24 protein-coding genes are annotated in these 25,477 nt (G+C 40.7%); 8 read left to right on the top strand and 16 right to left on the bottom strand.

All coding sequences use genetic code 11. The features are described 5' to 3' along the window. Positions 1-149 precede the first annotated feature (149 nt). The 5 genes from RN80_RS02545 to apf form a co-directional block, all read right to left on the bottom strand. Entirely contained in the window at positions 150-779 is a 630-nt protein-coding gene (locus RN80_RS02545; protein WP_060627379.1) for an ABC transporter ATP-binding protein, read from the bottom strand. Beyond that, positions 776-2,884 carry an amino acid ABC transporter permease gene (locus RN80_RS02540; RefSeq protein WP_060627378.1) on the bottom strand — a complete coding sequence of 703 codons (2,109 nt, stop codon included), beginning with the start codon at positions 2,882-2,884 and terminating at the stop codon, positions 776-778. The genes RN80_RS02545 and RN80_RS02540 overlap by 4 nt, the downstream gene beginning before the upstream one ends. Positions 2,885-3,169: 285 nt before the next feature. Further along, on the bottom strand, positions 3,170-3,757 hold the full coding sequence (locus RN80_RS02535; RefSeq protein ID WP_060627377.1) for a hypothetical protein: 588 nt from the start codon (positions 3,755-3,757) through the stop codon (positions 3,170-3,172). A 384-nt stretch (positions 3,758-4,141) separates the two neighbouring features. Further along, entirely contained in the window at positions 4,142-4,999 is an 858-nt protein-coding gene (locus RN80_RS02530) for a helix-turn-helix domain-containing protein (RefSeq protein ID WP_060627376.1), read from the bottom strand. Positions 5,000-5,132: 133 nt separating this feature from the next. Next, a complete protein-coding gene (apf, locus tag RN80_RS02525) occupies positions 5,133-5,783 on the bottom strand; it encodes an aggregation-promoting factor (RefSeq protein WP_060627375.1) in 651 nt (216 codons plus the stop codon). 239 nt (positions 5,784-6,022) lie between these two features. Here apf and sdaAB point away from each other — a divergent pair, with 239 nt between their 5' ends. From sdaAB to RN80_RS02510, 3 genes are read left to right on the top strand one after another with little or no spacing between them, the layout of a single operon-like run. Beyond that, entirely contained in the window at positions 6,023-6,694 is a 672-nt protein-coding gene (sdaAB, locus tag RN80_RS02520) for an L-serine ammonia-lyase, iron-sulfur-dependent subunit beta (RefSeq protein WP_000838912.1), read from the top strand. An 8-nt stretch (positions 6,695-6,702) separates the two neighbouring features. Continuing rightward, the gene (gene sdaAA / locus RN80_RS02515) at positions 6,703-7,575 is read left to right on the top strand and encodes an L-serine ammonia-lyase, iron-sulfur-dependent, subunit alpha (RefSeq protein WP_020902659.1); all 873 of its coding nucleotides are present in this window, start codon (positions 6,703-6,705) and stop codon (positions 7,573-7,575) included. Between the two features lie 21 nt (positions 7,576-7,596). Next, positions 7,597-8,229 (top strand): HAD-IA family hydrolase, encoded by a 633-nt coding sequence (locus RN80_RS02510; RefSeq protein WP_060627374.1) that lies wholly within the window; start codon positions 7,597-7,599, stop codon positions 8,227-8,229. 109 nt (positions 8,230-8,338) lie between these two features. On the opposite strand, the gene RN80_RS02505 is transcribed toward RN80_RS02510, so the two are convergent. Continuing rightward, positions 8,339-10,189 (bottom strand): polysaccharide biosynthesis protein, encoded by a 1,851-nt coding sequence (locus RN80_RS02505; RefSeq protein ID WP_045605200.1) that lies wholly within the window; start codon positions 10,187-10,189, stop codon positions 8,339-8,341. A gap of 85 nt (positions 10,190-10,274) precedes the next feature. Beyond that, entirely contained in the window at positions 10,275-11,105 is an 831-nt protein-coding gene (locus RN80_RS02500; protein ID WP_060627373.1) for a glycosyltransferase, read from the bottom strand. A 154-nt stretch (positions 11,106-11,259) separates the two neighbouring features. Here RN80_RS02500 and RN80_RS02495 point away from each other — a divergent pair, with 154 nt between their 5' ends. The 5 genes from RN80_RS02495 to RN80_RS02475 all read left to right on the top strand — a co-directional run bounded on the left by RN80_RS02495 (position 11,260) and on the right by RN80_RS02475 (position 15,505). Further along, the gene (locus tag RN80_RS02495) at positions 11,260-12,426 is read left to right on the top strand and encodes a CynX/NimT family MFS transporter (RefSeq protein ID WP_060627372.1); all 1,167 of its coding nucleotides are present in this window, start codon (positions 11,260-11,262) and stop codon (positions 12,424-12,426) included. 138 nt (positions 12,427-12,564) lie between these two features. Next, on the top strand, positions 12,565-12,891 hold the full coding sequence (locus tag RN80_RS02490; protein WP_000273858.1) for a PadR family transcriptional regulator: 327 nt from the start codon (positions 12,565-12,567) through the stop codon (positions 12,889-12,891). Then, entirely contained in the window at positions 12,878-13,471 is a 594-nt protein-coding gene (locus RN80_RS02485; protein WP_060627371.1) for a DUF1700 domain-containing protein, read from the top strand. Before RN80_RS02490 ends, RN80_RS02485 begins: the two co-directional genes overlap by 14 nt. Continuing rightward, on the top strand, positions 13,464-14,378 hold the full coding sequence (locus tag RN80_RS02480; RefSeq protein ID WP_060627370.1) for a DUF4097 family beta strand repeat-containing protein: 915 nt from the start codon (positions 13,464-13,466) through the stop codon (positions 14,376-14,378). Before RN80_RS02485 ends, RN80_RS02480 begins: the two co-directional genes overlap by 8 nt. 62 nt (positions 14,379-14,440) lie before the next feature. Next, a complete protein-coding gene (locus tag RN80_RS02475) occupies positions 14,441-15,505 on the top strand; it encodes a DUF6574 domain-containing protein (protein ID WP_060627369.1) in 1,065 nt (354 codons plus the stop codon). Between the two features lie 176 nt (positions 15,506-15,681). Here RN80_RS02475 and RN80_RS02470 read toward each other — a convergent pair whose 3' ends face one another. The 9 genes from RN80_RS02470 to RN80_RS02430 form a co-directional block, all read right to left on the bottom strand. Beyond that, a complete protein-coding gene (locus RN80_RS02470; protein WP_060627368.1) occupies positions 15,682-16,542 on the bottom strand; it encodes a DUF4299 family protein in 861 nt (286 codons plus the stop codon). Positions 16,543-16,663: 121 nt separating this feature from the next. Beyond that, positions 16,664-17,650: an oxygen-dependent tRNA uridine(34) hydroxylase TrhO gene (gene trhO / locus RN80_RS02465; RefSeq protein WP_060627367.1), complete on the bottom strand. Its 987-nt coding sequence runs from the start codon at positions 17,648-17,650 to the stop codon at positions 16,664-16,666. A 129-nt stretch (positions 17,651-17,779) separates the two neighbouring features. Beyond that, a complete protein-coding gene (locus RN80_RS02460; RefSeq protein WP_060627366.1) occupies positions 17,780-18,076 on the bottom strand; it encodes a bacteriocin immunity protein in 297 nt (98 codons plus the stop codon). Positions 18,077-18,145: 69 nt separating this feature from the next. Further along, on the bottom strand, positions 18,146-18,835 hold the full coding sequence (locus RN80_RS02455; RefSeq protein WP_060627365.1) for a CPBP family intramembrane glutamic endopeptidase: 690 nt from the start codon (positions 18,833-18,835) through the stop codon (positions 18,146-18,148). 232 nt (positions 18,836-19,067) lie between these two features. Beyond that, on the bottom strand, positions 19,068-20,549 hold the full coding sequence (locus tag RN80_RS02450) for an ABC transporter substrate-binding protein (RefSeq protein WP_049488632.1): 1,482 nt from the start codon (positions 20,547-20,549) through the stop codon (positions 19,068-19,070). Between the two features lie 102 nt (positions 20,550-20,651). Then, positions 20,652-21,575, bottom strand: a complete 924-nt coding sequence (locus RN80_RS02445; RefSeq protein WP_060627364.1) for a carbohydrate ABC transporter permease — start codon at positions 21,573-21,575, stop codon at positions 20,652-20,654. 13 nt (positions 21,576-21,588) lie between these two features. Next, on the bottom strand, positions 21,589-22,518 hold the full coding sequence (locus RN80_RS02440; protein WP_001032152.1) for an ABC transporter permease: 930 nt from the start codon (positions 22,516-22,518) through the stop codon (positions 21,589-21,591). A gap of 209 nt (positions 22,519-22,727) precedes the next feature. Next, on the bottom strand, positions 22,728-24,608 hold the full coding sequence (locus RN80_RS02435; RefSeq protein ID WP_060627363.1) for a beta-N-acetylhexosaminidase: 1,881 nt from the start codon (positions 24,606-24,608) through the stop codon (positions 22,728-22,730). Next, positions 24,602-25,471 carry an ROK family protein gene (locus RN80_RS02430; protein WP_060627362.1) on the bottom strand — a complete coding sequence of 290 codons (870 nt, stop codon included), beginning with the start codon at positions 25,469-25,471 and terminating at the stop codon, positions 24,602-24,604. Before RN80_RS02430 ends, RN80_RS02435 begins: the two co-directional genes overlap by 7 nt. Positions 25,472-25,477: the final 6 nt, after the last annotated feature.

The following is a 25,477-nucleotide window of genomic DNA, read 5'->3' as shown; positions in this document are numbered from 1 at the left end:
GTGTGGTTAGGAGGTAATTTTAGGGAATCTCCCAAAAACAACCGATTTCCTATTTTTATCAATCAAAAATGTTGATAAATGAGTGTTTTAAAATTAAATTTTAAAGGTATCCTTAAATTTAAAGATTTTTGATAAGATTTCTGTATTTTTTACAATTCAATGATTCGATGGCATTGTTGGGCTACATAGGCATCGTGGGTCACGATAATGACTGTTTTCCCCTCGCGATTCATCTCTAAGAGAAACTTCAAGACCAAATCTCTATTTTCAGGATCCAGAGAACCTGTTGGTTCATCGGCTAAAATCAGCTGGCTGGGTTTTAAGATGGCTCTAGCAACTGCAATTCGTTGTTGTTCGCCACCAGACAACTCAGAGACCTTTTGATGCAAAGTAGCTGACAAACCTACTCTATCTAAAATCTCTTCCACCTTTTTGAGCTTGTCTTTCTTGGACAATTTCACATATTTCAGCGCAAGCATGAGATTGTACTCGACCGTTTCATCATCAATCAGGGCAAAATTTTGAAATAGATAAGAGATGTGTTCACGGATTATTATTTGCGACTTGGCAGAATTGACCGCTAGATTTGTCTGACCAAAAATCTCATACCGTCCACTGTAATCACTATCTATCAAACCTAATAAATTTAACAAGGTCGACTTACCACTACCACTCTTACCAACAATGGCTACCAAATCCCCCTGATCAATCCTGAGAGACAAGTTATCCAAAATCACTTTTCCCCCAATGGTTTTGGTAATATTTTCCAACTCAATCATAAGATGCCCCCTTTCAATAACTCTACTAGACTTCTTTTCTCCATCCTAGAAGCCAAAACTAGCACAAATAGTATATCCAGACATGTAAAGCCTGCAAACAGCAGAAGTGGCAAGAACGCATGGGCAAAGAAAATCAAGACTAGAAGGGGGAGACTATAGCCCAGCAAGAGCAGAACTAAGAGAGCTCGGTAGCGATCGACCAGTTTCCACCCCATAAACTTCTTGGTAATGATATCCCTGCGCTTCAACAAGAAAGTGGTAACGAGTAAAAAGTAGGAGACAATCATACTGAGAAGAGCAAATAAGGCAAAAAGAACGTTAAAATTACGAACAGAATCCCGATAGGTATCGACCATCTCCTCTTGAATTGCTTGAATCGATGAAAATTTTAAATAGCTACCATCAGATAAGTTATCGATTAACTCTGTAATCACTTTTTGATTTTGTTCTGTATTTTCAATTTTCATCGGGTTGTTTAAACCTGTCGTTGACAAGTGAGTCTTTTCTTCCCACATCATGTCTTGATCATTTACCAGACTAATGATTGGATTGTGGAGATTTTCCTTTCGCTCATTATTATAAGGGAAGAAAGACCAATCTCCTTCATAGTAGGCAATTTCTACATCCATATCTTCTATTGTTTGCTTTTGCTGATCTTCATACCTCAGAGAAAGATAGGCGATGGATTTTCCCAAGAACTGATTCTTGCCTTCTTGTCCTTTGTCACTGGCTGGCAACAAAATAACTTTTTTAGTGCCGGTATCTGGTAACTTGAATCCCTGACTGTCTAAAAATTGACGGTTTGCATAGTAAACATCTACCTTATCAGGCAGTTGGTACTGTTGCACTTGTTCTGCTTTGATGACTGGTTTGATAGGAAGACTCGCACTTCGCACATAATTTACTTGTATTTTTGCTAACAAATCTTGATAAAATTGGTAGAAATAATCTGTAGATTTCCCTGACCCTGCTAGCTCTTCTTGCCACAGGTTATCATTGAGTTGGAAGGTTTCTAAGGTCAAGTAATTCCCTTGGCTTACCCACTGTTGCTGATAAGCAAGTTCTTTGTTTTCTTGTTCTAAACTTCTGCCCACCCCAATCAGTAAGGCCGTCAGTAAAATAGTTGTCCCTATTTTCATCACATAATTGAAGATAAGACCAAGTTTGACAGATGAAAAACCTTTCAACATGGAACTGACTGTCATTTTCTGAATCATCAGGTAGGTCAGCCAACTGATGAACAAATACAACTGTAAAAGCAGAAATTGGGATAAGAGTAAACTTGGGAACAGAAGTTTTGGTCTGTAGTCCAGCACTAAAAATAGTCCCAAGTCAATGATAAGACTTCCACCCAAGAGAAGATAAAAATTAGTCTTTACAAAACCAGCTAAAATCGCCCTGCTTTGAAAACCAAGTAACTTTTGAACCCCCACTCGTTTCATCTCCATCATCGGCTGATAAACTGTCATTAAAATCACAAGCAAGATTGCCAAAATAAAGATAATGATAGATAGTAACAAAGCTTGATTTAGCACTCCAACCTGACTTCGGTAAGTGGGTTCTAATAAAATCGTTTTATCTATCTGGAAAAAATCACTCCACTTTTGTAGAATGGTATCACGATCTATCTCTTTGCTGGAGGTAATCATGTATCGTCCATTTACAGTATGGGATTTATCCTCAATATAGGATTGGAAGGTCTGGAGTCGAATGAGTTTCACCTTTAAAAAGGTGGGAATGGTTCCTAGATTATTGGGAAGATCCTGGTTGCTGTAGACCCCCTTCTCATTCTTTGAAAAATCAAGAGAAGTCAGACCGAACTCCTGATAGGGGAAGGTTTCCTTATCAAAAACACCAGCCTTGACCACCTCATCGCCATTATCTACTTTGATAATAGAGACCTTGTCTTGACTTGCAACCTCTTCAAAAAACTGGAGAATAGTTTCTGTCGGTTTAGTGACATCTTTCAAGTACAAGTCAAATGAATAAGTTGTCTTGCCCATCTCCTGAATCCGCACTATTTCACGTGTAACATTTACATTCAGGACAAAAAACGTAGTACACAGCAAAAGCAAGAGCATACAAAGATGACTGATTTTTTTCATAGAGATACCTCCCGTGAAGAGACGAAAGTAAGATAGGTGCAGGTAATTTTTATTTTTTACTAAATTTTAAGTAGGTGTAAATAAATCCTGCACTTATAGCCAGAGTTATCCACCATTTAAAATCAATATGTAAAAGTGAAAAGATTACAAAACTGATGAACAGCGAGGCTGAAAGATAAACAATGATTAAAATTTTATTTTTCATAGGAATTACCTTTCTAAAGGGATTCTAGTGTTTAGAGCTTATTTGTAAAGTTTAAAATAAACAACTAGGGCAATTGTCAATCAGAATGTTCTTTTATCTGTTAATAATCCTAGAAAATCTTGTCGTTTCAAGTCGGAGAAATGTTTGGTAGAAAGACTTCCTTTTTGAAGTCCATCATCTCTAACCTGCAAATAATAGCTATGTTGGCTTGTTTTAATTGTCAAAAAATCGCCAAATACAAAAAATTTTTTCCAGTTACGAATCTCAAATTCTTTCATCTCTGATTTTGGAATGCGGATAAGTCCTTGCCGCAAATCACGATGATGCTCACTTGTGAAAGTCATCCCATTCCCAAGATTTCTTATCAGTAGTTCATCTGGAGTCACCATCACCAGCGCTATTTTAGTTAAGAAAATTTCAACTGTTGGTGGTAAAATCGCCAAATTAAACCAAGGATGTAGGTAGCGATACGCTAAGAAATAGTGAGGTTCCTCACTCAATGCTAGTTGTTTATATAAGGTCTTGACCTCACTATCTAACCTCGCTTCAAAAGACACATCCGAATGCTCTTCTTCCTTCTTCTGATTAAAATAACGCATCCAGACTAGAAAACCTATAAAGACTATGACAAATATTCCTGATAAAAGATATTTTAAATTGTAGTTCATCACTTAACCTCCTGATTCACGCCTCTGCCTAGAGCAGAGGTCTATTTATTTTGAAAAAATTTCCATAACAACTTTAAATAAGGCGGGTGTCATTAAAATGAGGATAATTCCTATCACAAATATCATGACTACTCGAAAAAGCTCCTTATTTCTAAACATTTTTCCATCCATTTCCTAGCTACATCATAATTCTCGACTAAATACAAAGTTAAGAATACCGTTTTTTGGTAGCGTTTACACAACTCGTTTCACTTATATTATAAATCAACATATATAACCTGTCAAGTAATTAAAGCAACATACTAGATATTTTTAAAAAGAAGAATTATAGTTATATCTTGCACATAAAAAAGATAGCTTCTGCTATCCTTATACATTCTCTGACTACTTATCCATCAGATATTGTTCTACCTTGAGTGTCATAACTTCATTATTTTCAATTAGATAGAGTACCTTAGCTTTCATATAATAGTCCTTAGCAACAGAGATATCAAGATTTTCTGTTACATTTCCCAACAAACAATATAAATCTGCTAGTCTAAAGCTACTATGATACTTGTTACAAAATTTAATTATCTCCAATAATATAGCTCTGGACTTATCCATCTCCTCCTGTTTCCAAAGGTGGTAACAATAATTGTATTTTATTTTGATATACAACTCAATTTGTTCACGCACACTGGTATCGATTTTTGAAAGAGCTACGGAAACCTGATCATATAGTTGCTCAAATTTCTCCTTATCCTCATCATAGCCTAAGAAAATCAGCAGGGTATTCAAAATATACAAGTAGTCCACTTTCTCAATACTAATCCTACTGAGGATGTCTTCTATTTTTGAAATAGCTAGTTTTAATTGATGTTCACATTGATAGGTTAGAATGGCATCTATCCAGTCCAGATAAATCTTTTCATCAAAAGATAAGGAAGTCTGTTGCTTTCTTTCTCCCTCAAAAGCATATTTCAGAGAGGCATAATCTTGATTTTCCAACAATGTTTCAGACAACCTCTTGAAAGCAGATAAGCCTAGAAACTCTTTCGAAATTTCTCCTGAAAAGAAATAGTCCATATTTAAGCCCATTTTTTCAGATAATTTATATAACAAATCTGCTCCTGGCATATATTTGCCTTGTTCCATGCGACTTATCTGAGTTTGTTGGCAAATTCCTTCTGCCAACTCTTTTTGCGACCAGCCCAGCTCTTTTCGCTTATTTTTTAATCTTGTTGCTAATAATGCATGCATGCTATCCACCACTATTTATATTCTATAAAAACATTATACTACTTTTTTGAGAAGATTATATCAAATTGGCTACACAGTGTGAACAGGCTTCTAAAAAGAAAAAAGAGCCATTAAAAGCTCTTTCCCCTATTTCTTAATACCAGCCGTTGTTAAGCCAGAAGTTTTTAGCGGCTGACCATGAACCGTAACGTCCTGCAACGTAGGCATCTGCTACACGTTCTTGGTTTTCAGCTGAGTAGTCACCGTTCAAGTATGAATCTGTCAATTGGTAACGTCCAATGTATTGGCCGTTTGTAGCTGTATAGCTACCACCTGATTCTTTTTGTGCAATCCATTCTTTAGCTTCTGCTTCAGAGCCACTTACAGTTGCAGCTGGTGCTGAAGTTTCTGTTGAAGTAACCGTTTCTTCTGCTGCAGGTGCGCTTGCCACTGGAGCTGCTTCTTCTGCTACTTCTGTAGTTTCTGCTACTGGAGCTGAAACAGTTTCATCTTGAGCTGCTGGTGCTGCATAAGTAGTTTGCGCTGGTGTTGTAGCTGGTGCTACAGGGCCATCGATAACCAACTCTTGACCAACATAAATCAGATGGATGTTGTCAATGTGGTTGTTTTCTGCCAATCTCTCAACAGTTGTGTTGTGAGTTTCAGCGATTTCTGAAAGTGTATCACCTTCTTTAACAGTGTAAGTTGATGATTCTTGAGCAGATACAAATGATGGAGCAAATACTGCAAACAAGGCAGCTACTCCTGCAAGAGTTGTTTTAATCTTTTTAGTTGTTGATTTCATATTTGAAAATTCTCCTTCTTTCTATAGTTCTATCATACCCTTTAAATATTACCGTTTCTTGACACTTTTATGTAGAAATATTACAAAATTATTTTTTATTTCCCTAAATAAGCTATTTTTTGTTACAAAAGATGCTTTTTTATGCTATTTGTAGTGTAAAAAGGTTTTCATCCACAATTAAAGCCAAGACCTTCATTCTTTGATATAATAGAGATAAGAATTTTTATAAGGGGAAACTGATGAAATCACTTCGTTTTCAATCTGTCTTTGATATCATCGGACCAGTTATGATTGGCCCATCTAGTAGTCATACCGCTGGTGCTGTTCGTATTGGTAAGATTGTCTCTTCCATCTTTGACGATACTCCGACAGAAGTCGAATTCCAACTTTTTAACTCATTTGCCAAGACTTATCGTGGTCACGGGACAGACCTAGCCCTTGTCGCAGGTATTTTGGGCATGGATACAGATGATCCTGAGATCCCAAACAGTCTGGAAATTGCCCACAAGCGTGGCATCAAGATTGTCTGGACTATTCAGAAAGACAGCAATGCTCCGCATCCAAACACCACTAAAATTACCGTCAAAAATGCCCACAAGACCATCAGCGTGACTGGTATTTCTATCGGTGGAGGGAATATTCAGGTCACCGAACTCAATGGCTTTGCCGTCTCTCTCAATATGAATACACCGACTATCATCATTGTTCATCAAGATATTCCAGGTATGATTGCCCTCGTAACAGAGGCTCTTTCACGCTATGGTATCAATATCGCCCAGATGAATGTTACTCGTGAAAAAGCTGGTGAAAAAGCCATCATGATTATCGAAGTCGACAGTCGCAACTGTGATGAGGCCATAGAAGAAATTCGAAAAATCCCTCATCTCCACAATGTCAATTTCTTTAAATAGGAGGAAGCATGTTTTATTCTATCAAAGAATTGGTCGAGCAAGCAGATCTGGACTTTCAAGGAAATGTCGCAGAACTCATGATTACAACAGAGTTTGAATTGACCGGTCGCGAACGTGAAGAAGTCTTCCTTCTCATGGAACGCAATCTGGAAGTCATGAAAGCCTCTGTCCAACTCGGCCTCAATGAAAATAAATCTCGTAGTGGTCTGACAGGTGGAGATGCTGCCAAATTGGATCACTACATCAAAAACGGAAAAACTCTGTCAGATTACACGATTCTCTCTGCTGCCCGAAATGCCATTGCAGTCAATGAACACAATGCCAAAATGGGCTTGGTTTGTGCCACTCCGACCGCAGGAAGTGCTGGCTGTCTGCCTTCCGTTCTAACAGCTGCTATTGAAAAATTAGACCTCAGCCACGAGCAACAGCTGGATTTCCTCTTTGCTGCTGGTGCCTTTGGACTAGTCATCGCAAATAATGCCTCTATCTCAGGTGCTGAAGGTGGCTGTCAGGCCGAGGTTGGTTCGGCCTCTGCTATGAGTGCTGCAGCCTTGACTCTAGCTTCCGGTGGAACACCTTATCAGGCCAGTCAGGCCATTGCCTTTGTCATTAAAAATATGCTGGGTCTCATCTGTGACCCTGTTGCCGGCTTGGTTGAAGTTCCCTGTGTCAAACGCAATGCCATGGGAGCTAGCTTTGCCTTCATCGCAGCAGACATGGCCTTGGCAGGTATCGAATCTAAAATCCCTGTGGATGAAGTCATCGATGCCATGTATCAAGTAGGAGCAAGCATGCCAACTGCCTTTCGTGAAACAGCTGAAGGTGGACTCGCTGCTACACCTACTGGTCGTCGCCTCCAAAAAGAAATTTTCGGAGAATAAGCTTATCAAATAGGAGAAACTATGACCTCTATCTCAGCTATCTTTTTTGATCTGGATGGAACCCTCGTTGACAGTTCTATCGGGATTCACAATGCCTTTACCCATACCTTTAAGGAGCTCGGGGTGTCTAGCCCTGATGCCAAAACGATTCGTGGTTTTATGGGACCGCCCCTTGAAAGTAGTTTTGCGACCTGCCTGCCCAAAGAACAAATCTCTGAAGCTGTGCAGATATACCGTTCTTACTACAAGGAAAAAGGCATCCATGAAGCTCAACTTTTCCCTCAGATTGTAGAGTTGCTTGAGGAATTATCAAGCAATTATCCTCTCTACATCACCACTACAAAGAATACACCAACCGCTCAAGACATGACTAAAAACTTGGGAATCTATCATTTCTTTGATGGCATTTATGGTTCCAGCCCTGAAGCCCCCCATAAGGCAGATGTCATTCGCCAAGCCTTGCAGACACATCAACTAAAACCTGAACAAGTCATCATCATCGGAGATACCAAGTTTGATATGCTGGGAGCTCAAGAAACAGGTATTCAGAAATTGGCCGTCACTTGGGGATTTGGAGAGCAAGCAGATCTACTAAACTATCAGCCTGATTATATCGCCCACAAACCCATAGAAGTTTTGGCCTATTTTCAATAACATAGACTGGGCGACAACCCCATTTCAGAAGAAAATGGAGCAAGTTTCTACATAACAAAACGCATATTACCAAGATTCTTCAGAACTGATAATATGCGTTTTTCTGTTTTTATTCAACGTGGGTGGTTTGATTGGCAAAGGCGATAATGGCTTGCTTCAACTCATCTCCACTAAGAGTGCGAAACTCTTCAATCTTTTGATCGATGGCTTCTAGAGGCATGACATTAACCTTACCAACGAAAATCTTATCCATAACCTGATTGTCAACCAATTCGGTCGAAACCAAGAGTTCTTCGTAAAGTTTTTCGCCTGGGCGGATTCCAACTTCAACAATTGGAATTTCGCTTTCGGTGTGTCCACTTAGAAGGACCATTTTCTTGGCCAAGTCATAAATTTTGACTGGTTTGCCCATATCAAGGATAAAGACTTCTCCATCCTTGGCGTAAGCACCAGCATGGATAACCAGACGGCTAGCTTCTGGAATGGTCATAAAGTAACGGGTCATGCGGAAGTCTGTCACCGTTACAGGCCCACCTTCAGCAATCTGGCGTTCAAAGACTGGAATGACACTACCACGGCTACCAAGTACATTCCCAAAACGAACCGCACAGTAGGTCGATTGGCTACGTTGGTTAAAGCCAGTGACAATCAACTCCGCCACGCGCTTGGTTGCTCCCATAACATTTGGTGGATTAACCGCCTTATCTGTCGAAATCATAACCATCTTAGGTACTTTGGCTTCATCAACAGCCTTAGCAACATTGTAGGTTCCACGGATATTGTTTTTGAAGGCTTCTTTTGGATTGCGCTCCATCATCGGAACGTGCTTGTGAGCAGCCGCATGGTAAACAATAGCTGGTTTATACTGCTCAAAAACTTGCAACAAACGGTCATAGTCTTGAATATCGGCAATAACTGGTACATAATCAATCCCTTGGAACTTGCGAATCAATTCATGATAAACAAGGTAGATTGAATTTTCCCCATGACCGAGCAAAACGATGCGTTCAGGATTGAAACGACTAACTTGGCGACAGATTTCAGAACCGATTGAGCCACCAGCACCTGTAACCAAGATTGTCTTACCTGTCAGTTCTGCGCCCAGACGCGATTCATCAAGACGAATTTCCTGACGTCCCAAAAGGTCTGTGATATCAATCTTCTGGAATCCTCCACCTGCTTGGTGAAGTCCCTGAACAACTGTTTCAACCTTAGGCATCTTGTAACATTTGACACCCAGCTTATTACACATCTGCAAGATACGTTCATATTCTGACGGGTCAAGCGACGGAATCGCAACGATAACACGCTCGATTTGATGGCGTTTGGCTAATTCAGGCAGATCATCATATGAACCCAAAACAGGAATCCCACCAAGTTTTTGGCCCTTTTTCTTAGAATCCTTATCCAAAATACCGACAAGTTCTAATTCACTAGTTGGATGTTGGTAACTATCCATAAAGAGAGCTCCACCATCACCGGCACCAATCAAGAAAGTCCGACGGTGTTCTCCATCACCACTTCCCTTTTTGCGTTTGGAGTAGATTAACTGCCAAGTAATCCGTGGCAATAAAATCAAGAAGGTACTTAACAAGATAAAGAGCACGATAAAACGGATGGAGAAGAGGGGCAAGAAGGCATAGCAGATACTATATGACAAGATACTGCTAGCAGTCACACCAAAAAAGATTTTCATGAAATCCGTAATCTTGCTGTAACGACTAATACTAGCGTTCAACCCCCAAAATCCAATCATCAATTGATAGAACAGGAAGGCCAAACTCGTATAGATAATGTAGTCAACAGGTGCTGGATTAATCAAGCCGTAGAATAAAATATAAGATACAATGATGGAAACCACCATACTCAAAATATCAAATATTCCCCAGAAAACCTGTTTTTGTTGTTTATTTAAAATTTCCACCAGATCAATCACATAATCTGTGAGTTTTTTATTCATAGAAATTTACTCCTCCTTAAAAGAGCCGAATAGTTATATTGTTATTATAACACTTTTTCTCTAGTTTACGATTTGCTACAATCTTTTACTTGCTTTTTCGTAACAGTTTCATAAAAATAAACTGTCTGACAAATCCTGGACAAAGAGCAACCACCATCTGAATGGCAACACTCTTGGCATACTCCATGTAAGAAATTTGCCCTCTCTTCAGCATGCGCTGACGAGCCTGACGATAGAGTTTAAGGTAACGCAGTCCCCCACGACGCTCAAACATCCCTGCTCCAACACGAACCTTACACAAGATTTGATCCAGATTTCCAGTCTTAGCTCCTGCAGCAATCATATTGAGCCAGAGGAGATCATCCTCCATATAAAGGCCATCCTCATAGTTGCCTGCCTTGAGAACCATGTCCTTCTTGAACATGACAGTCATGTGGTTAAAGGCACTTCTCATCCTTTGATAAGCTACAATATCTGCATGTTGGGTTGGAACACGACGGTAAGAAACAATCTCATCAGGATTGTCAATAAATTCTGCAATATGTCCACCTAATAGGTCGAGGTTGTTCTTCTCCATTAGCTGAACCTGTTTCTCAAAACGGTCTGGAACAGCTATATCATCCGTATCCATACGGGCAATAATATCATACTGACACTGCAAAACACCCTGTCGAAGAGCCAGACCCAAACCTTGATTCTGCTCAAGAGGATAGCGTTTCACTGGAATATCAGACCCAGCTTCAAGCTGGTCTAATACCTGATAGAGCTCAGGTGTCAAAGGTCCATCCTCAACCAGAACCAATTCGCTCGGTTTCAGGGTCTGATTTTGAACACTCTCAATAGCATCCTTTAAAAATGTCGGATTTTCCTTGATATAGACCGACATCAATACGCTGATTTTTTGCTTTTCAGACACAGTTTTTCTCCAATGTATAGATTTCCTTCCACTATTTTATCATAATTTTCAAGACTTTCCCATTTTTATCTTGAAAGCCCAAAACCTTACTTGACATTATAAGGAAAAAACCTTAAAATAAGCTGTTATTAAAATCAGCTAGAAGAGGTATTATATGAAAAAGCAATCACTCTTTTTTGTTCCAGGTATTATCCTAATTGGTGTTTCCTTGCGGACTCCTTTTACTGTTTTACCCATTATTTTGGGTGATATTTCGCAAGGGCTGGGAGTAGAAGTTAGTTCGCTTGGTGTCTTGACCAGCCTTCCTCTCCTCATGTTTACCCTCTTCTCACTCTTTTCTACCCGACTGGCTCAGAAAATCGGCTTGGAGCATCTCTTCACCTACAGCCTTTTCTTCTTGACCATTGGCTCACTTATTCGACTAATCAATCTGCCCCTACTCTATCTAGGAACCTTGATGGTTGGGGCAAGTATCGCAGTCATCAATGTTCTGCTTCCTAGTCTCATCCAAGCCAATCAACCAAAGAAAATTGGTTTTCTGACTACCTTATATGTAACCTCTATGGGGATTGCAACGGCTCTGGCCTCCTATCTGGCTGTGCCTATTACACAAGCCAGTTCTTGGAAAGGACTTATCATCCTCCTCACCCTGCTCTGTCTAGCAACTTTTTTAGTATGGCTCCCAAATCACCGCTATAATCACAAACTGGCTCCGCAAACCAAACAAAAAAGCAAAGCAAAGGTCATGCGTAATAAACAGGTCTGGGCAGTGATTGTCTTTGCTGGTTTTCAATCCTTGCTCTTTTACACCGCTATGACCTGGCTACCTACCATGGCTATCCATGCAGGCCTATCCAGTCACGAAGCTGGCTTGCTCACTTCTATCTTCTCTCTGATTAGCATTCCTTTTTCAATGACCATCCCAAGCCTGACAACCAGCTTGTCAACTCGCAACCGTCAGCTCATGCTCACTCTGGTTTCACTAGCTGGTGTTGTCGGCATTTCCATGCTCTTTTTCCCAATCGGTAATTTCTTTTACTGGCTTGCCAGCCATCTCCTCATCGGAACCGCAACCAGCGCCCTCTTCCCTTATCTCATGGTCAACTTTTCACTCAAGACAAGCGCCCCTGAAAAGACTGCCCAATTGTCTGGTTTGTCTCAAACAGGAGGCTATATCCTAGCAGCCTTTGGGCCGACTCTCTTTGGATACAGTTTTGACCTTTTCCACTCTTGGGTACCAGCTGTAGCGGCCCTCTTGCTCGTTGATATCCTGATGACTGTGGCCCTCTTTACAGTGGATAGGGCTGATAAAATCCTCTAAACTTCTAGTTTTTTCTAGAAGTTTTTTATATATAAAAATTTTACACATATTTCTTGACAGGGCTTTCTTTTAGATGTACAATGTATGTGTAGAAAAATTATATATAAAAATCTTACACATTAGAAAAGGAGGTTCCCCATGTACTTTCCAACATCCTCTGCCTTGATTGAATTTCTCATCTTGGCTGTACTGGAGCAGGATGATTCTTATGGTTATGAGATTAGCCAAACCATTAAGCTGATCGCTAATATCAAAGAATCTACACTCTATCCTATCCTAAAAAAATTGGAAGGCAATAGCTTTCTGACAACCTATTCTAGAGAGTTCCAAGGTCGCATGCGCAAATACTACTCCTTGACAAATGGTGGTATAGAACAGCTCGTGACCCTAAAAGATGAATGGGCACTCTATACAGACACCATCAATGGCATCATAGAAGGGAGTATCCGCCATGACAAGAACTGAATACCTGACTCAGCTAGAACTCTATCTCAAGAAACTACCTGAAACTGACCGCATCGAAGCCATGGACTATTTCAGAGAACTCTTTGACGATGCTGGAGTCGAAGGAGAAGAAGAACTTATTGCTAGCTTAGGAACTCCTAAGGAAGCAGCCCACGAAGTTCTATCAAATCTTCTAGATAAAAAAATCAATGAGGCACCCGCTCAAAAGAATAACCGACAAATTTTGCATATCGCCTTGTTAGCTTTGCTTGCAGCCCCTATCGGTATTCCTCTGGGAATCGCCATCCTCGTGTCCCTGTTCGCAATCCTTGTGGCAGCTTTGACTGTCATTCTGGCTTTCTTTGCGGTTTCTATACTTGGTATCATCGGCGGATTCCTATTTTTAGTTGAAAGTTTCACTGTCCTAGCCCAAGCCAAATCAGCCTTTATCTTGATTTTCGGTTCTGGCTTACTGGCTATCGGTGCTTCTTCACTGGTCTTACTAGGTATTTCCTATGTAGCTCGCTTCTTCGGTCTACTCATTGTTCGCCTGGTGCAATTTGTTCTTAAAAAAGGAAAGAGAGGTGACCAGCATGCGTAAATTGACAAAAGGATTTCTCATCTTTGGTGTTGTGACTACCGTTATCGGATTTATCCTGCTCTTTGTAGGTATCCAATCTGACGGGATTAAGAGCCTACTTGCCATGTCCAAGGAGCCTGTCTATGATAGTCGGATGGAAGAGCTGACCTTTGGCAAGGAAGTCGAAAACCTAGAAATTACTCTCCACCAACACGCGCTGACCATCACAGACTCTTTCGATGATCAAATCCACATCTCCTATCATCCAACGGTTTCTCCTCACCATGATCTTGTCACAAATCAAAACGATAAAACGCTGAGCCTCACTGATAAGAAACTGTCTGAAAGTCCATTTCTCTCTTCTGGAATTGGCGGGATTCTCCATATCGCAAGTAGCTACTCTCGTCGTTTTGAAGAAGTTATTCTCCAACTTCCAAAAGGGAGAACTCTAAAAGGAATCAACGTGTCAGCCAATCGTGGACAAACTAGTATCACTAATGCTAGTCTTGAAAATGCGACCATCAATACCAATAATGGCTATCTCCTCCGAATTGAAGGAAGTCGTATCAAAAACAGTAAACTCACAACCCCTAATATCATTAATATCTTTGATACAGACCTTACAGATAGTCAGCTAGAGTCAACAGATAAGCACTTCCACGCTGAAAATATCCAAGTCCATGGTAAGGTTGAACTGACTGCTAAAAAGTATCTCAGAATCATCCTAGACCAGAAAGAGAACCAACGAATTAACTGGGACATCTCAAGTAACTATGGTTCTATCTTCCAATTCACAAGAGAAGAGCCTAAATCAAGAGGTACGGAATTAAGCAACCCTTACAAAACTGAAAAAACCGAAGCCAAGGATCAACTCATTGCTAGAGCTGATAATGATATTGAGCTAATATCCATACCAAACAGACGTTGACAAAAACGCTTACATTTGCTACTATGGAAGCATATTTATCTAACTAAAAAGGAGGTTCTACCATGAAACAAGAATGGTTTGAAAGTAATGATTTTGTAAAAGCAACAAGCAAGAACAAACCTGAAGAGCAAGCTCAAGAGGTTGCAGACAAGGCTGAAGAAACGATAGCCAATCTCGATACACCAATTGAAAAAAATACTCAAGTAGAGGAGGAAGTCTCTCAAGCTGAAGTCAAACTGGAAAGCCAGCAAGAAGAGACAATTGAAACGCCTGAAGACAGTGAAGCGAGAACAGAAATAGAAGAAAAGAAGGCATTAGATTCTACTGAAGAAGAGCAAGATCTTTCTGGGGAAACAGAAAAAGTCACTATAGCTGAAGAGAGTCAAGAAGCACTTCCTCAGCAAAAACCAACCACGAAAGAGCCCCTTCTTATCAGTCAATCCTTAGAAAGTCCCTATATCCCCGACCAAGCTCCAAAATCTACGGATAGATGGAAAGAGCAAGCGCTTGATTTTTGGTCTTGGCTAGTGGAAGCAATCAAATCTCCTACAAGCAGTCTTGAAACAAGTAGCACACACAGTTACACAGCCTTTCTTTTGCTCATTCTGTTTTCTGCATCTTCCTTTTTCTTTAGTATCTACCACATCAAACATGCTTACTATGGACATATAGCAACTATGCATAATCACTTCCCTGAACAATTTGCTTCATTAAATCTCTTTTCGATTATCTCTATCCTAGTAGCAACAACACTCTTCTTCTTTTCATTCCTCTTGGGTAGTTTCGTCGTGAGACGATTTATCTACCAGGAAAAGGACTGGACGCTAGAAAAGGTTCTCCAACAATATAGTCAACTATTAGCAATTCCAATCTTCCTCACTACTATTGCTAGTTTCTTTGCCTTCTTTGACAGCCTGCGATTTACGGCTCTCTTGTGTGTGATTAGCATTGGAATCATTCTGCTTGCTAGCCTCCATATCATTACGAGACCTAGTCAAGCAAGTGAAACCGACTCCTTTTATCAGTTATTCTTGTCTGTCCTTGTGAACGGAGTTATTATCCTCCTCTTCTTTGTAGCTGAAGTGGCACTGATTGGGGATTATCTTCGTATCTTGGCCTTTCTTTAAACTTCATACTCTTCGAAAATCAAATTCAAACCACGTCAGCTTCGCCTTACCGTACTCAAGTACAGCCTGCGGCTAGCTTCCTAGTTTGCTCTTTGATTTTCATTGAGTAGCAATCCTGTCTTCCATGGCAGGATTTTTCTATATCAAAAAAGCAAGTCGATTGACCTGCTTCTGCTTTACTTTTCTTGTGCTAATGCTTTAAAATCTTTGTCTAAGATGGGTTGCACTTCTAATTGATTGGCATCTAGTTGGTGGTAAGATGCTGATGGTAGTGACTCTAGGAATTTTGCATAGTCTAAGCGGACAATGGCTTCATAGTCTTCTGGTTTAGAGCCGTCTCCTGTGATTTGAACCAAGTCAATCTCCCACTGAACTTCCTTATCCACCAATTGCTCAATATAGGCAGCAGGAACAAATGGTTCTCTCGGTAAAACGGTCTTGACCCCTTGAGCCAGATGGTAAACACCGTGCACTTGGCCTTCTCCATCCTGATAGAAGGAAACTCTTGCAAAATAGGCATCTGTCTCTTGAACCGCACGTACACGCGCTTCAAACTGAGCCAAGCCATTTTCCTCTAAAAAGCTTTTCAAGTCCTCATGACCAAAGAAAACAGGATTAAAAATTCCTTGGCAAATCGTAAAACGAGCTGCAGTGTCTGCTAGATAGGATTGAATACTTGCTTGGAAATAAGCTTCAAAATCAAAACCATCTAGTCCTTCAATCTCAGTTCCTGTATAAGCAAGTAGGGCTTCTAAAAATGTTTTGATAATCTCCCAATCTGTCTTCGTTAGTAGGTCAGGAAGATCGACACGATAAGCCTTTTGACCATCAGCATAACTAACTTTAAAGAGAAATTGTGATTGCCCCACTATCGCACACTCGATATACTCGAGACGGTTAAGTGGCTGACGGAGATAAACCGCATCATAACTATGAGACTCCAAACCATCTACCAAGGCCAAGATAGACTTGGCAGTCAAAATTTCCTGTTCTCCTAAAATGCTCTGTTTATTTGGAATAAAAAATGTTTTCGTCATAACTGGACTCCTTTGAAATCGTTTACATATAGTATACCTTATTTTCCTGAAAGATACAGAAACAAACTTTAGATTTTTGAGTAAAAAGCATAGAAAAACAGCCCCTGAGGACTGTTTAATATTATACAGTAGCTGCTTGATCCAAGCTTTCACCGATAGCGGCTAGGCGCTCGACAACTTCAGCTTGTGTCAATTCATTTTCTGAAACATAGCGGTTACGTGGGTGAACACGACACTCGTGTGAGCATCCACGAAGGTACTTGTCTTCATTTTCTTCTGATGTCAAGATACGACGGTTACAGAATGGATTTCCACAGTTGACATAACGTTCACATGGTGTTCCATCAAACCAGTCTTTCCCTACGATGGTTGGGTTGACATGGTTTACATCTACGGCGATACGCTCGTCAAAGACGTACATTTTTCCATCCCAAAGTTCACCTTGGACTTCTGGGTCTTTACCGTAAGTTGCAATTCCTCCGTGCAATTGACCAACATCTTTGTAGCCTTCACGGACCATCCAGCCTGAGAATTTCTCACAGCGAACACCACCTGTACAGTAAACCACGACGCGCTTGTCCATGAATTTTTCCTTGTTATCACGAACCCATTGTGGCAACTCACGGAAGTTGCGGATATCTGGACGGATAGCCCCACGGAAATGTCCTAGGTCGTACTCGTAATCGTTACGTGTATCAAGGACAACGGTATCTTCGTCAAGAAGGGCTTCTTTGAACTCTTTTGGAGACAAGTAAGCACCTGTTGTTTCAAGTGGGTTGATGTCGTTATCAAAGTCGTTGTCTTCCAAACCAAGGTGGACAATTTCTTTTTTGTAACGAACAAACATCTTCTTGAAGGCCTGTTCATTTTCTTCGTCAATCTTGAACCAGAGGTCTTCCATACCTGGGAGGCTGTGAACGTAGTCCATGTATTTTTGAGTTGTTTCGTAATCACCTGAAACTGTTCCGTTAATTCCTTCGTCAGCGATTAGGATACGACCTTTAAGGCCGATTGATTTACAGAAAGCCAAGTGGTCTGCAGCGAATTGCTCTGCATTTTCAATTGGAGTATAAAGGTAGTAAAGTAAGACACGAATATCTTTTGCCATAAGATTTGTTCTCTTTTCTATTCTTAAATTTTCAGAATTTTTCATCTAACTATAAGTATACCTGCTTGAGAAAACGAATGCAATTTATTTGACTGGAAATTGTAGAAAGGGATTTATCCCTCCATTTCGTCAGTAGCCATAGCGAATAGCAGATAATTCTCTCAATTTTTTGATCTGATCGGCTTGATTTTCTGATAACATCAGCTTATTATCAATCAACACACGTGAGATGTCAACATTCATTTGACTCAATATAAATGGGGTAGAGGTTCCATCGTCCTCTAATCGTCTTTTATAACTCACTAACAGATTTTTCAAGGGAGCAAGTTGAGGTGTATCCTTTATATCTTCCAATAGATGATCTATGATCGTCATGGCTTCACAACGTCTTTCGCTGCCTCCGGCAAACCATTTTAATGGTGTCATTCTCATTTTCCTCCTGAAACTCACTTATAAATTTGATAAACTATCATTCCTAACTCTCGCGCCAATATTTCACCCAAATACCCTGTGTAAAAAAGTCAGCAAAAATGGTAATGTCGCGAAAATATTATTCATCATATGCACCGCATAGGAAGGATAAATGCTCTTGGTATAGCGGGTCAAACTAGCAAAGATGATGCCAGATGTTGCAAAGACGAAGATATCTAACAAACTAGGCAGACTTGAAAAATGAGGAAGAGCAAATAAAATTGACGGAAGAAGCAAATCAAGGCCAAATCTCGAATGCTTAAAAAAGGCGTGTTGCAGTAATCCTCTATAGATTAGCTCTTCCATAAGTGGAGTCAGAAAGAACAAAGTTATATAGATACCTAGCTCAGCAAAGTTGGTCCCACTATAACCGATCAATACAGCCCAACCCTCAGCAGTTGACTGAACATGTTTAGCTGTCTGAACGTTAAAAGAGATCTGGAGCACTACCACTAATACTGTCAAAATCGAATACCAAAGCCATTTTTTTCTTGGAATGCGAAAGAGATAACCATGCCCTGTCTTAACCAGAATCCAAATCATGACTCCGATAAATAGCAAACTCAAGAGATTTTGAATCCAGACGAAATTGCCAATCTGGGAAGAAAATTGCCAATAATTTTGGACGATAAGCGTCAGCTGAGAAAGACCAAATACGAAAAATAAGTAAGAGAAGACTGCACTTATTTTGAATAGAAGTCGATACTTTTTCATGTGAACCCTCCTTTGTAAACTCGGAACATCTCTAATATAAGCCATATTCCCCCAAATCCTTACTCCAAATCCTAAAGGGTACTTGAGATTTCCTGAATGGTTAAATAGTGATAAGAAAACATGGATATCTATGCTCTCGTTTCAAAAAATCACTGCCTCCCCCAGATAGGCCTGAGGAAAACAGTGATTCAGTTTTTAGGAATTAGGAATGAATACACGAAATCAATTGATCTTATGATTTTTTGTTTTTCAAGAATTCATCGTATTGTTTTTGCATTTCGTTCAATACTTTTTCGTAGGCACCTTCAGATTTCAATTTTTCCATCAATTCTGGAATAGCTTTATCTGGGTCTACAGTACCAGTGTTGATAGCTGTATCGAATTGTTGCATTGTGTTAGAGATTGCTGAGATTTCAGATTTCACATTGTCAGTGTTAAAGATGAATCCAAGTGCTGGAGATTCTTTAGCTTCAGCCAATTGTTTCTTAGAATCTGCAATTTGTTGATCTGTAACGTTTTCGTTGATGTAAAGGATCCAGTTGTTACCAGTGTTCCATCCACCCATGTGAGTGTTTCCTTTGTAGCCATCAAGTACTTTAACACGGTTTTCTTTTCCTTCAATTTTCTCCCAGTTTTTGCCTTCTGGACCGTAAACAAGACCGTTCAAGAGTTCTGCGTTAGTGTTCAAGAGATTCAACACTTCCATTGATTTTTCTTTGTTCTTAGAGTTGTTTGAGATGACAAAGTTAGCAACTTGTGTTGTTTGGTTTTTCTTGATGAAGTTAGTGATTGGTTTGATTTGGATATCTTTATTCGCAACACGTGAAAGCAAACTGTTACCGTAGTCAGCTGGTCCTACTGTTTCTTCACGAACGAACCAAGTATCTTGTTGAAGGTCAAATGAAGTGTCGCTTGTTGCTACGTCTTTTGGAATGTATCCAGCTTCATAGAATTTGTGAAGAGTCTTCAAGTGTTCTTTAAAGCGAGGCACTTCGTAACGGTTTACGATCTTAGTAGTGTCCCCTTCAAGGTCGATAACGAATGGAAGTCCATTTGGAACTGGGTAGTCAAAGTTATCAGATGGGATGAAGTTCTTAGTAACCGCAAATGGCACTACATCTGGAGCTTTTTCTTTGATTTGTTTCAAGACTGGTTCAAGTGTTTCATATGAAGTGACACCTGAAATATCGATACCGTATTTAGCAAGAAGAGTTCCGTTAAAGGCGAAGTTTTGAGATGATGCAACGTTGGCTGCAACTGGAACTGCGTAAATTTTACCGTTAATGCTGTTACCCTTGATGTAAGCTGGGTCAAGTGCTTTATAAAGCTCTGCCCCTTCTTTCTTGTACAAGTCAGTTAGGTCTGCATAAGCACCTTTTTGAGCATTTACGACATAGTTAGATGCAAAGGCGATATCATAGTTTTCACCAGATGATGTGATAACTGACATTTTCTTATCATAGTCACCCCATCCAAGATATTGGATATCCAATTTAGCACCAACTTTTTCACCGATGATTTTGTTGGCATTTTCTAGCAATTCATCTAAGTTATCTGGTTTGTCACCGATTTGGTACATTTTGATAACAGTTTTTTCACCTGAAGCTGAGTCAGCAGCTTTCTTGTTACCTGAAAGGTTTCCACAAGCAGCGAGACCAGCAGCCAAAGCGACTACACTAGCAGATGCAAAAGCATATTTTTTCCAGTTTTTCATGATAAAAACTCCTTTTTTTATTTTTAAACTTATAAACAATGTAATGATCTTAACTTCACACAAGGGAAGTTTGGAAATGAGAAATGTTCTTCTCAATAAGCACTATTCTTTCACACCACCGATAGTCAAACCTTTTACAAAGTAGCGTTGGAAGAATGGATACAAAATCGCGATTGGAAGGGTTGCGACCACAACCATGGCCATACGTCCTGTTTCTTTCGGTAGAGCAACTCCCAGTTGACCAGATAGGCCGACTGCTTTGGCGATATAGTCCATATTTTGCTGGATTTGCATGAGCAAATATTGCAATGGATACAAGTTGTCACTCTTGATGTAAAGAAGGGCGTTGAACCAGTCATTCCAGAAACCAAGTGCTGTCAAGAGCGTGATGGTTGCGATACCTGGTAGTGACAATGGCAAACAGATTTGGAAGAATATCCGGGCTTCACTGGCACCATCGATACGAGCGGATTCTAGAATGGCTTCTGGAATGGTCTTCTTGAAGAAGGAACGCATCAAGATGATGTTAAATGGCGAGAGAAGCATTGGAATAATCAAGGCCCAAACTGTATCACCAAGTTGAAGTAAACGAGTTACCACGATATAGCCCGGTACCAAACCAGCGTTGAACAACATACTAAGAAGGGCAAAAATCGTAAAGAATCTGCGATACTTAAAGGTTGTCCGTGAAATAGCGTAGGCATAAGTTGTTGTGATAAAAACGTTTGTGATAGTCCCCACCACTGTTACAAAGACTGAGATGAAGAGGGCTTGGAGAATTTTATCCTTAAACTGTGCCAAAAACTCAAAACCGTCTAATCCAAATTGAGATGGGAAGAAGCTATATCCATTTTGGAGGATACTCTTTTCATCTGTCACTGAAATAACGATAACGAATACAAAGGGTAGGATACAAGAGAGGGCAACCAAACCAGAAATGGTACTAAAGAAGATATCCGCTTTCTTACTGAAGGAGTGAATGCCGACATTATCAATTTTTTCTTTTTTAATTTTCTTTTCTGCCATATTCTCCTCCTTTCTAGAACAAGGCTGAGTTTGGATCAACTCGTCTTGCAAGTAAGTTTGATAGGATAACCAGAATCAAGCCGACTACTGATTGGTAGAGACCTGCTGCTGAAGCCATCCCGATATCCGCTGTCTGAGTCAAACCGTTATAAACATATACGTCCAAGACATTGGTTACGTTATAAAGCTGACCAGCATTGTGGGGGATTTGGTAGAAGAGACCAAAGTCTGCACGGAAGATATTTCCGACTGCAAGGATGGTCAATACAGTTACCAATGGTGTCAACTGCGGAATGGTTACATTGCGAATTCGTTGCCATTTGCTAGCCCCGTCCACTGTTGCTGCTTCGTAGTAGGTTGGATCAATTCCCATGATTGTTGCATAGTACATGACACTGCTATATCCAAAGCCTTTCCAAATACCTAGGAAAAGTAGGAGATATGGCCAGATACCCAAATCAGCGTAGAAATTGATTTCCTTCATTCCAATAGATTCTAGGAAATGGTTGAACACCCCTTTATCAATGTTTAGGAAGGCATCTGTAAAGAAACTGATGATAACCCAAGACAAGAAGTAAGGGAACAACATAGAAGTTTGGAAAATCTTAACCATTCTCTTAGAACGGAGTTCACTAAGGATGATGGCAATCCCTACAGATACAATCAAACCGATAAAGATAAAGCCTAGATTGTAGAGGACAGTATTTCGAGTGATAATAAAGGCGTCTTTTGAACTAAACAAGAATCTGAAATTATCGAGTCCGACCCATTTACTATTCACGATACTATCTATAAAACCATTACTGGTCATGTGGTAGTCTTTAAAGGCAACCACGTTCCCAAATACTGGAATGTAGAAGAATAGAATCAACCAGAGTGCCCCTGGTAAAACCATCAAGAGAAAGATCCAGTTGTCTCTCAAGGTTTTTGAAAACTTATTCATAATTTCCTCCCTTTTTTATTTTGATATCCATCTAAAAATTCCTTTTTAGACTTTTGATAACGATTACATTATTAGTATACTCCTATTTGAAGGTTAGGTTAAACTACTAATTATAGAAAAAACTCCACAAATTATTTTATGTGGAGTACTTTTTTAAGAAAGGGATGTTTCACGAGAAACACTCTGCCCAAGGCACGGTGTTCTTGTTTTTAGGTCGTGTAAATGGTTGAAGCTGTCGCAATGGTATGCCACTGGTTGGCTGTTGTGGCTGCGAAGTTCTTGTCTGCGTAGAAATCGTTAAATGGCAGAATTTCTACTTCCAACTCGTCGATGCGGTCAATCTGACCAGCTAGATAAGCCTCGATGCGGCTTTCTGCTCGTTTGATGCGTTGCAAGAGTCCGCCCATACGGATATCGACCGTATCCAATCCAAAGACCTTGTTTTCTTTCAGCCATTGGTGGCTAAAGAGGGCATGGAAGTCTTCAATTTGGCTTCTGAGTTCTGGTAATTCTTGTCTTGCGATTTCTTGCAGACTTTCTTTATCATCCGTTTGGTAGGCCTGACGAATACGCCGTCCCACGTCCACTTTGCTACTTAAAATAGCATTCAACTGAGCCTGAGTTTCAAAGAGGTAGGCATAGTTGCCAGCTTTTTCTTTAATGTTAGCAAGCGTCTCAGCAGCCTGAGCGAAGTGCGGTTTGTCCTGTTCAGGTGTCATGTGCTGGTCAAGGATCGGACAGAGAATATCCTGATAAAAGACATAGCGGTTGGGGTTGATGCCGCTGAGGTTGCCTGGTAGATCTGGCAAGAGGTTAGCAAGGTCAATCTGCATGAAATCCTCAACTGATAGACCTGTATTGGTCTGGAAATGAGCAGACAGTCGGTCTAGGTCATTGCGATAGCTGAGTTCTGCCCAGATTTGCAAACTTGGTAGGACAGAGAATTGGGCTGTTTCCCCACCATTATCCCCCCAACCCGTTACAATGACTTCTTTGATATCATTAGCACGACAGGCTTTGTTGGCCTCGATAGCCACTAGACGGCTGAAATGGTTGTTGGGTGTGAAACCGATCCACTTCCAAGCTCCCCCTGCAAAGGCAAGATCATGGCTAATCTTGTGATGGTTGCGGAAATTGCGGTTGTATTTTTCCTCGCTATCCTGATAATAGTCCCAGTAAACCAAGGTTACACGGTCTTTGAGACGGTCTAGGTAGACACGAGTTTCTTCTGGAATTTCCACATCACGGTCGTACTGGCCATCTGCTGACATAAGTTTAAAGAACATATCGCTCCACATCTGGCAGTGGAAACCATATTTGTCAGCAATATCCAGCACGCGCTCCAAGTGTTGGCACATGAGGAGACTACGATCCACAACACCGTTCAATATCAAGTAGCGTCCCAAACCAACCAAGTGGGCTTCGTCCATCCCGATATTGACCTTGCGAGTTTGTAGTTTAGACAGAGTAGCAAACATACCATCAATCAGGTCATAAACCTTTTCTTCGCCGATAAGAAGGATATCCTCCACATCACGGAGCTCCTGCACTTCTTTGACACCCCATTTAACAAAGGCTGACAAGTGGGCCAAGGTCTGGATGCAAGGCACAAAGGTCATGTCAAACTGCTGGGCATAGGCTTCGATCTCCTGCAACTCCTCAGCCGAGTAGGCTCCACGGAAATAGCCAAAGTAAGGCTGCCCCTCAATCTGGTAGGTGTCTTCCATGTAAAGCTCAAAGGTTGAGTAGCCCATGAGAGCCAAGACCTCAATCATCTGCTTGGCAGCAGCCACATTCAGCACCGCATTTCGAGAACAGTCTGCCATATAGGCTAAATCTTCATAAGCTGCTTGCTCCTCAATCTCTACCTTGTCACCTTCTGCTAGGGATGTTGCCAACAGGGACAAGGCACGATAAAGTTGGTGGGGTTTGCGGTAAGTTAATTGATAGTGTCCACCCTCACCCTTGATAGAGATAGAGGCTTGGTCAGATTGGGCGAGAGCTACCTCTACATCTGGTAGCGAAATGTGCTTTGTCAGCAAGTCGATTGCCTGAGTTTGTTTGGAACTAAGTCCTGTAAATCTTACCATTGATTTTCCTCCTGTAGCCAGTTGACAAGGGCACCGTAAAGATTAGCATCTGCATGATAGGTACAGGCTTGGATGACAGGTGCGACCGTGTATTCTTCGTAGGTCTCGACAAAGTTATCTACAGCCTTCTTGACACCTTGGATAAAATCTGGATTTTGACTGATAGAGCCTCCCAGGCTAATGACATCTGGATCAATCAGATACTGAATATTGAGCAAGCCTTGCGCCAGATTGCGGTTCATGCGCTCAATGGCTTCTTGGCAAAGAGCATTGCCAGCTGCGGCCTCTTGGTAAATCTTGCGACCGTCCCAATCAGTCTGACCAGACTTTTCAATCACGTATCGTACCATATTCCCAGTTGACGCTAGTTGCGACCAGTTGTTGAGTTTTTCAGCAGGGGCAAGGGTTGTCATGTAGCCAAATTCTCCACCCAAGCCGTGGCGACCTCGGTGAAGTCTGCCATTGATAATCATGGCTCCGCCAATCCCTGTCCCAATCACGACACAGGCTGCATTTTCAAGCTCTGGATGAGCTAGCAGTTCACTAAGTCCAACACAGTTGGCATCATTCTCTAGATGTACAGGCAGATGATGATGGGCAAGGGCTTCATACCAAGAAAAGCCGTGGATATAAGGGACAGCACTGAAGCCATCAATCACACCTGTTTCTTGATTGACCGCACCTGGAACGCTCATAGCAATCCCGCTGTAATCCTGTTCTGACAATCGCTGGTCTAGCCAAGCTAGTAAATCTTCCAAACTTTCTGGCGTTGGAATGCTTGTCTTATCCAGTATTTTCCCATCAGGAGTCAGACTGGCAAACTTAATTCCAGTCCCTCCGATATCAATCGTTGCAATGGTCATTGTTTT

The organism is Streptococcus mitis (genome assembly GCF_001281025.1).
In the GTDB taxonomy this organism is placed as follows: Bacteria; Bacillota; Bacilli; order Lactobacillales; family Streptococcaceae; genus Streptococcus; species Streptococcus mitis_AK.
Note: the sequence above shows the minus strand (reverse complement) of the source record. Positions and strands in the feature narration are given on the sequence as shown.

Coding starts and splice junctions, on each gene's coding strand:
- sdaAB (WP_000838912.1), top strand. CDS start 6,023: ATGAAATCACTTCGTTTTCAATCTGTCTTTGATATCATCGGACCAGTT.
- RN80_RS02530 (WP_060627376.1), bottom strand. CDS start 4,999: ATGCATGCATTATTAGCAACAAGATTAAAAAATAAGCGAAAAGAGCTG.
- RN80_RS02440 (WP_001032152.1), bottom strand. CDS start 22,518: ATGAATAAGTTTTCAAAAACCTTGAGAGACAACTGGATCTTTCTCTTG.
- RN80_RS02485 (WP_060627371.1), top strand. CDS start 12,878: ATGACAAGAACTGAATACCTGACTCAGCTAGAACTCTATCTCAAGAAA.
- RN80_RS02490 (WP_000273858.1), top strand. CDS start 12,565: ATGTACTTTCCAACATCCTCTGCCTTGATTGAATTTCTCATCTTGGCT.
- RN80_RS02460 (WP_060627366.1), bottom strand. CDS start 18,076: ATGACACCATTAAAATGGTTTGCCGGAGGCAGCGAAAGACGTTGTGAA.
- RN80_RS02510 (WP_060627374.1), top strand. CDS start 7,597: ATGACCTCTATCTCAGCTATCTTTTTTGATCTGGATGGAACCCTCGTT.
- trhO (WP_060627367.1), bottom strand. CDS start 17,650: ATGGCAAAAGATATTCGTGTCTTACTTTACTACCTTTATACTCCAATT.
- RN80_RS02455 (WP_060627365.1), bottom strand. CDS start 18,835: ATGAAAAAGTATCGACTTCTATTCAAAATAAGTGCAGTCTTCTCTTAC.
- RN80_RS02495 (WP_060627372.1), top strand. CDS start 11,260: ATGAAAAAGCAATCACTCTTTTTTGTTCCAGGTATTATCCTAATTGGT.
- RN80_RS02430 (WP_060627362.1), bottom strand. CDS start 25,471: ATGACCATTGCAACGATTGATATCGGAGGGACTGGAATTAAGTTTGCC.
- RN80_RS02475 (WP_060627369.1), top strand. CDS start 14,441: ATGAAACAAGAATGGTTTGAAAGTAATGATTTTGTAAAAGCAACAAGC.
- RN80_RS02445 (WP_060627364.1), bottom strand. CDS start 21,575: ATGGCAGAAAAGAAAATTAAAAAAGAAAAAATTGATAATGTCGGCATT.
- RN80_RS02545 (WP_060627379.1), bottom strand. CDS start 779: ATGATTGAGTTGGAAAATATTACCAAAACCATTGGGGGAAAAGTGATT.
- RN80_RS02540 (WP_060627378.1), bottom strand. CDS start 2,884: ATGAAAAAAATCAGTCATCTTTGTATGCTCTTGCTTTTGCTGTGTACT.
- sdaAA (WP_020902659.1), top strand. CDS start 6,703: ATGTTTTATTCTATCAAAGAATTGGTCGAGCAAGCAGATCTGGACTTT.
- apf (WP_060627375.1), bottom strand. CDS start 5,783: ATGAAATCAACAACTAAAAAGATTAAAACAACTCTTGCAGGAGTAGCT.
- RN80_RS02470 (WP_060627368.1), bottom strand. CDS start 16,542: ATGACGAAAACATTTTTTATTCCAAATAAACAGAGCATTTTAGGAGAA.
- RN80_RS02480 (WP_060627370.1), top strand. CDS start 13,464: ATGCGTAAATTGACAAAAGGATTTCTCATCTTTGGTGTTGTGACTACC.
- RN80_RS02450 (WP_049488632.1), bottom strand. CDS start 20,549: ATGAAAAACTGGAAAAAATATGCTTTTGCATCTGCTAGTGTAGTCGCT.
- RN80_RS02505 (WP_045605200.1), bottom strand. CDS start 10,189: ATGAATAAAAAACTCACAGATTATGTGATTGATCTGGTGGAAATTTTA.
- RN80_RS02535 (WP_060627377.1), bottom strand. CDS start 3,757: ATGAACTACAATTTAAAATATCTTTTATCAGGAATATTTGTCATAGTC.
- RN80_RS02435 (WP_060627363.1), bottom strand. CDS start 24,608: ATGGTAAGATTTACAGGACTTAGTTCCAAACAAACTCAGGCAATCGAC.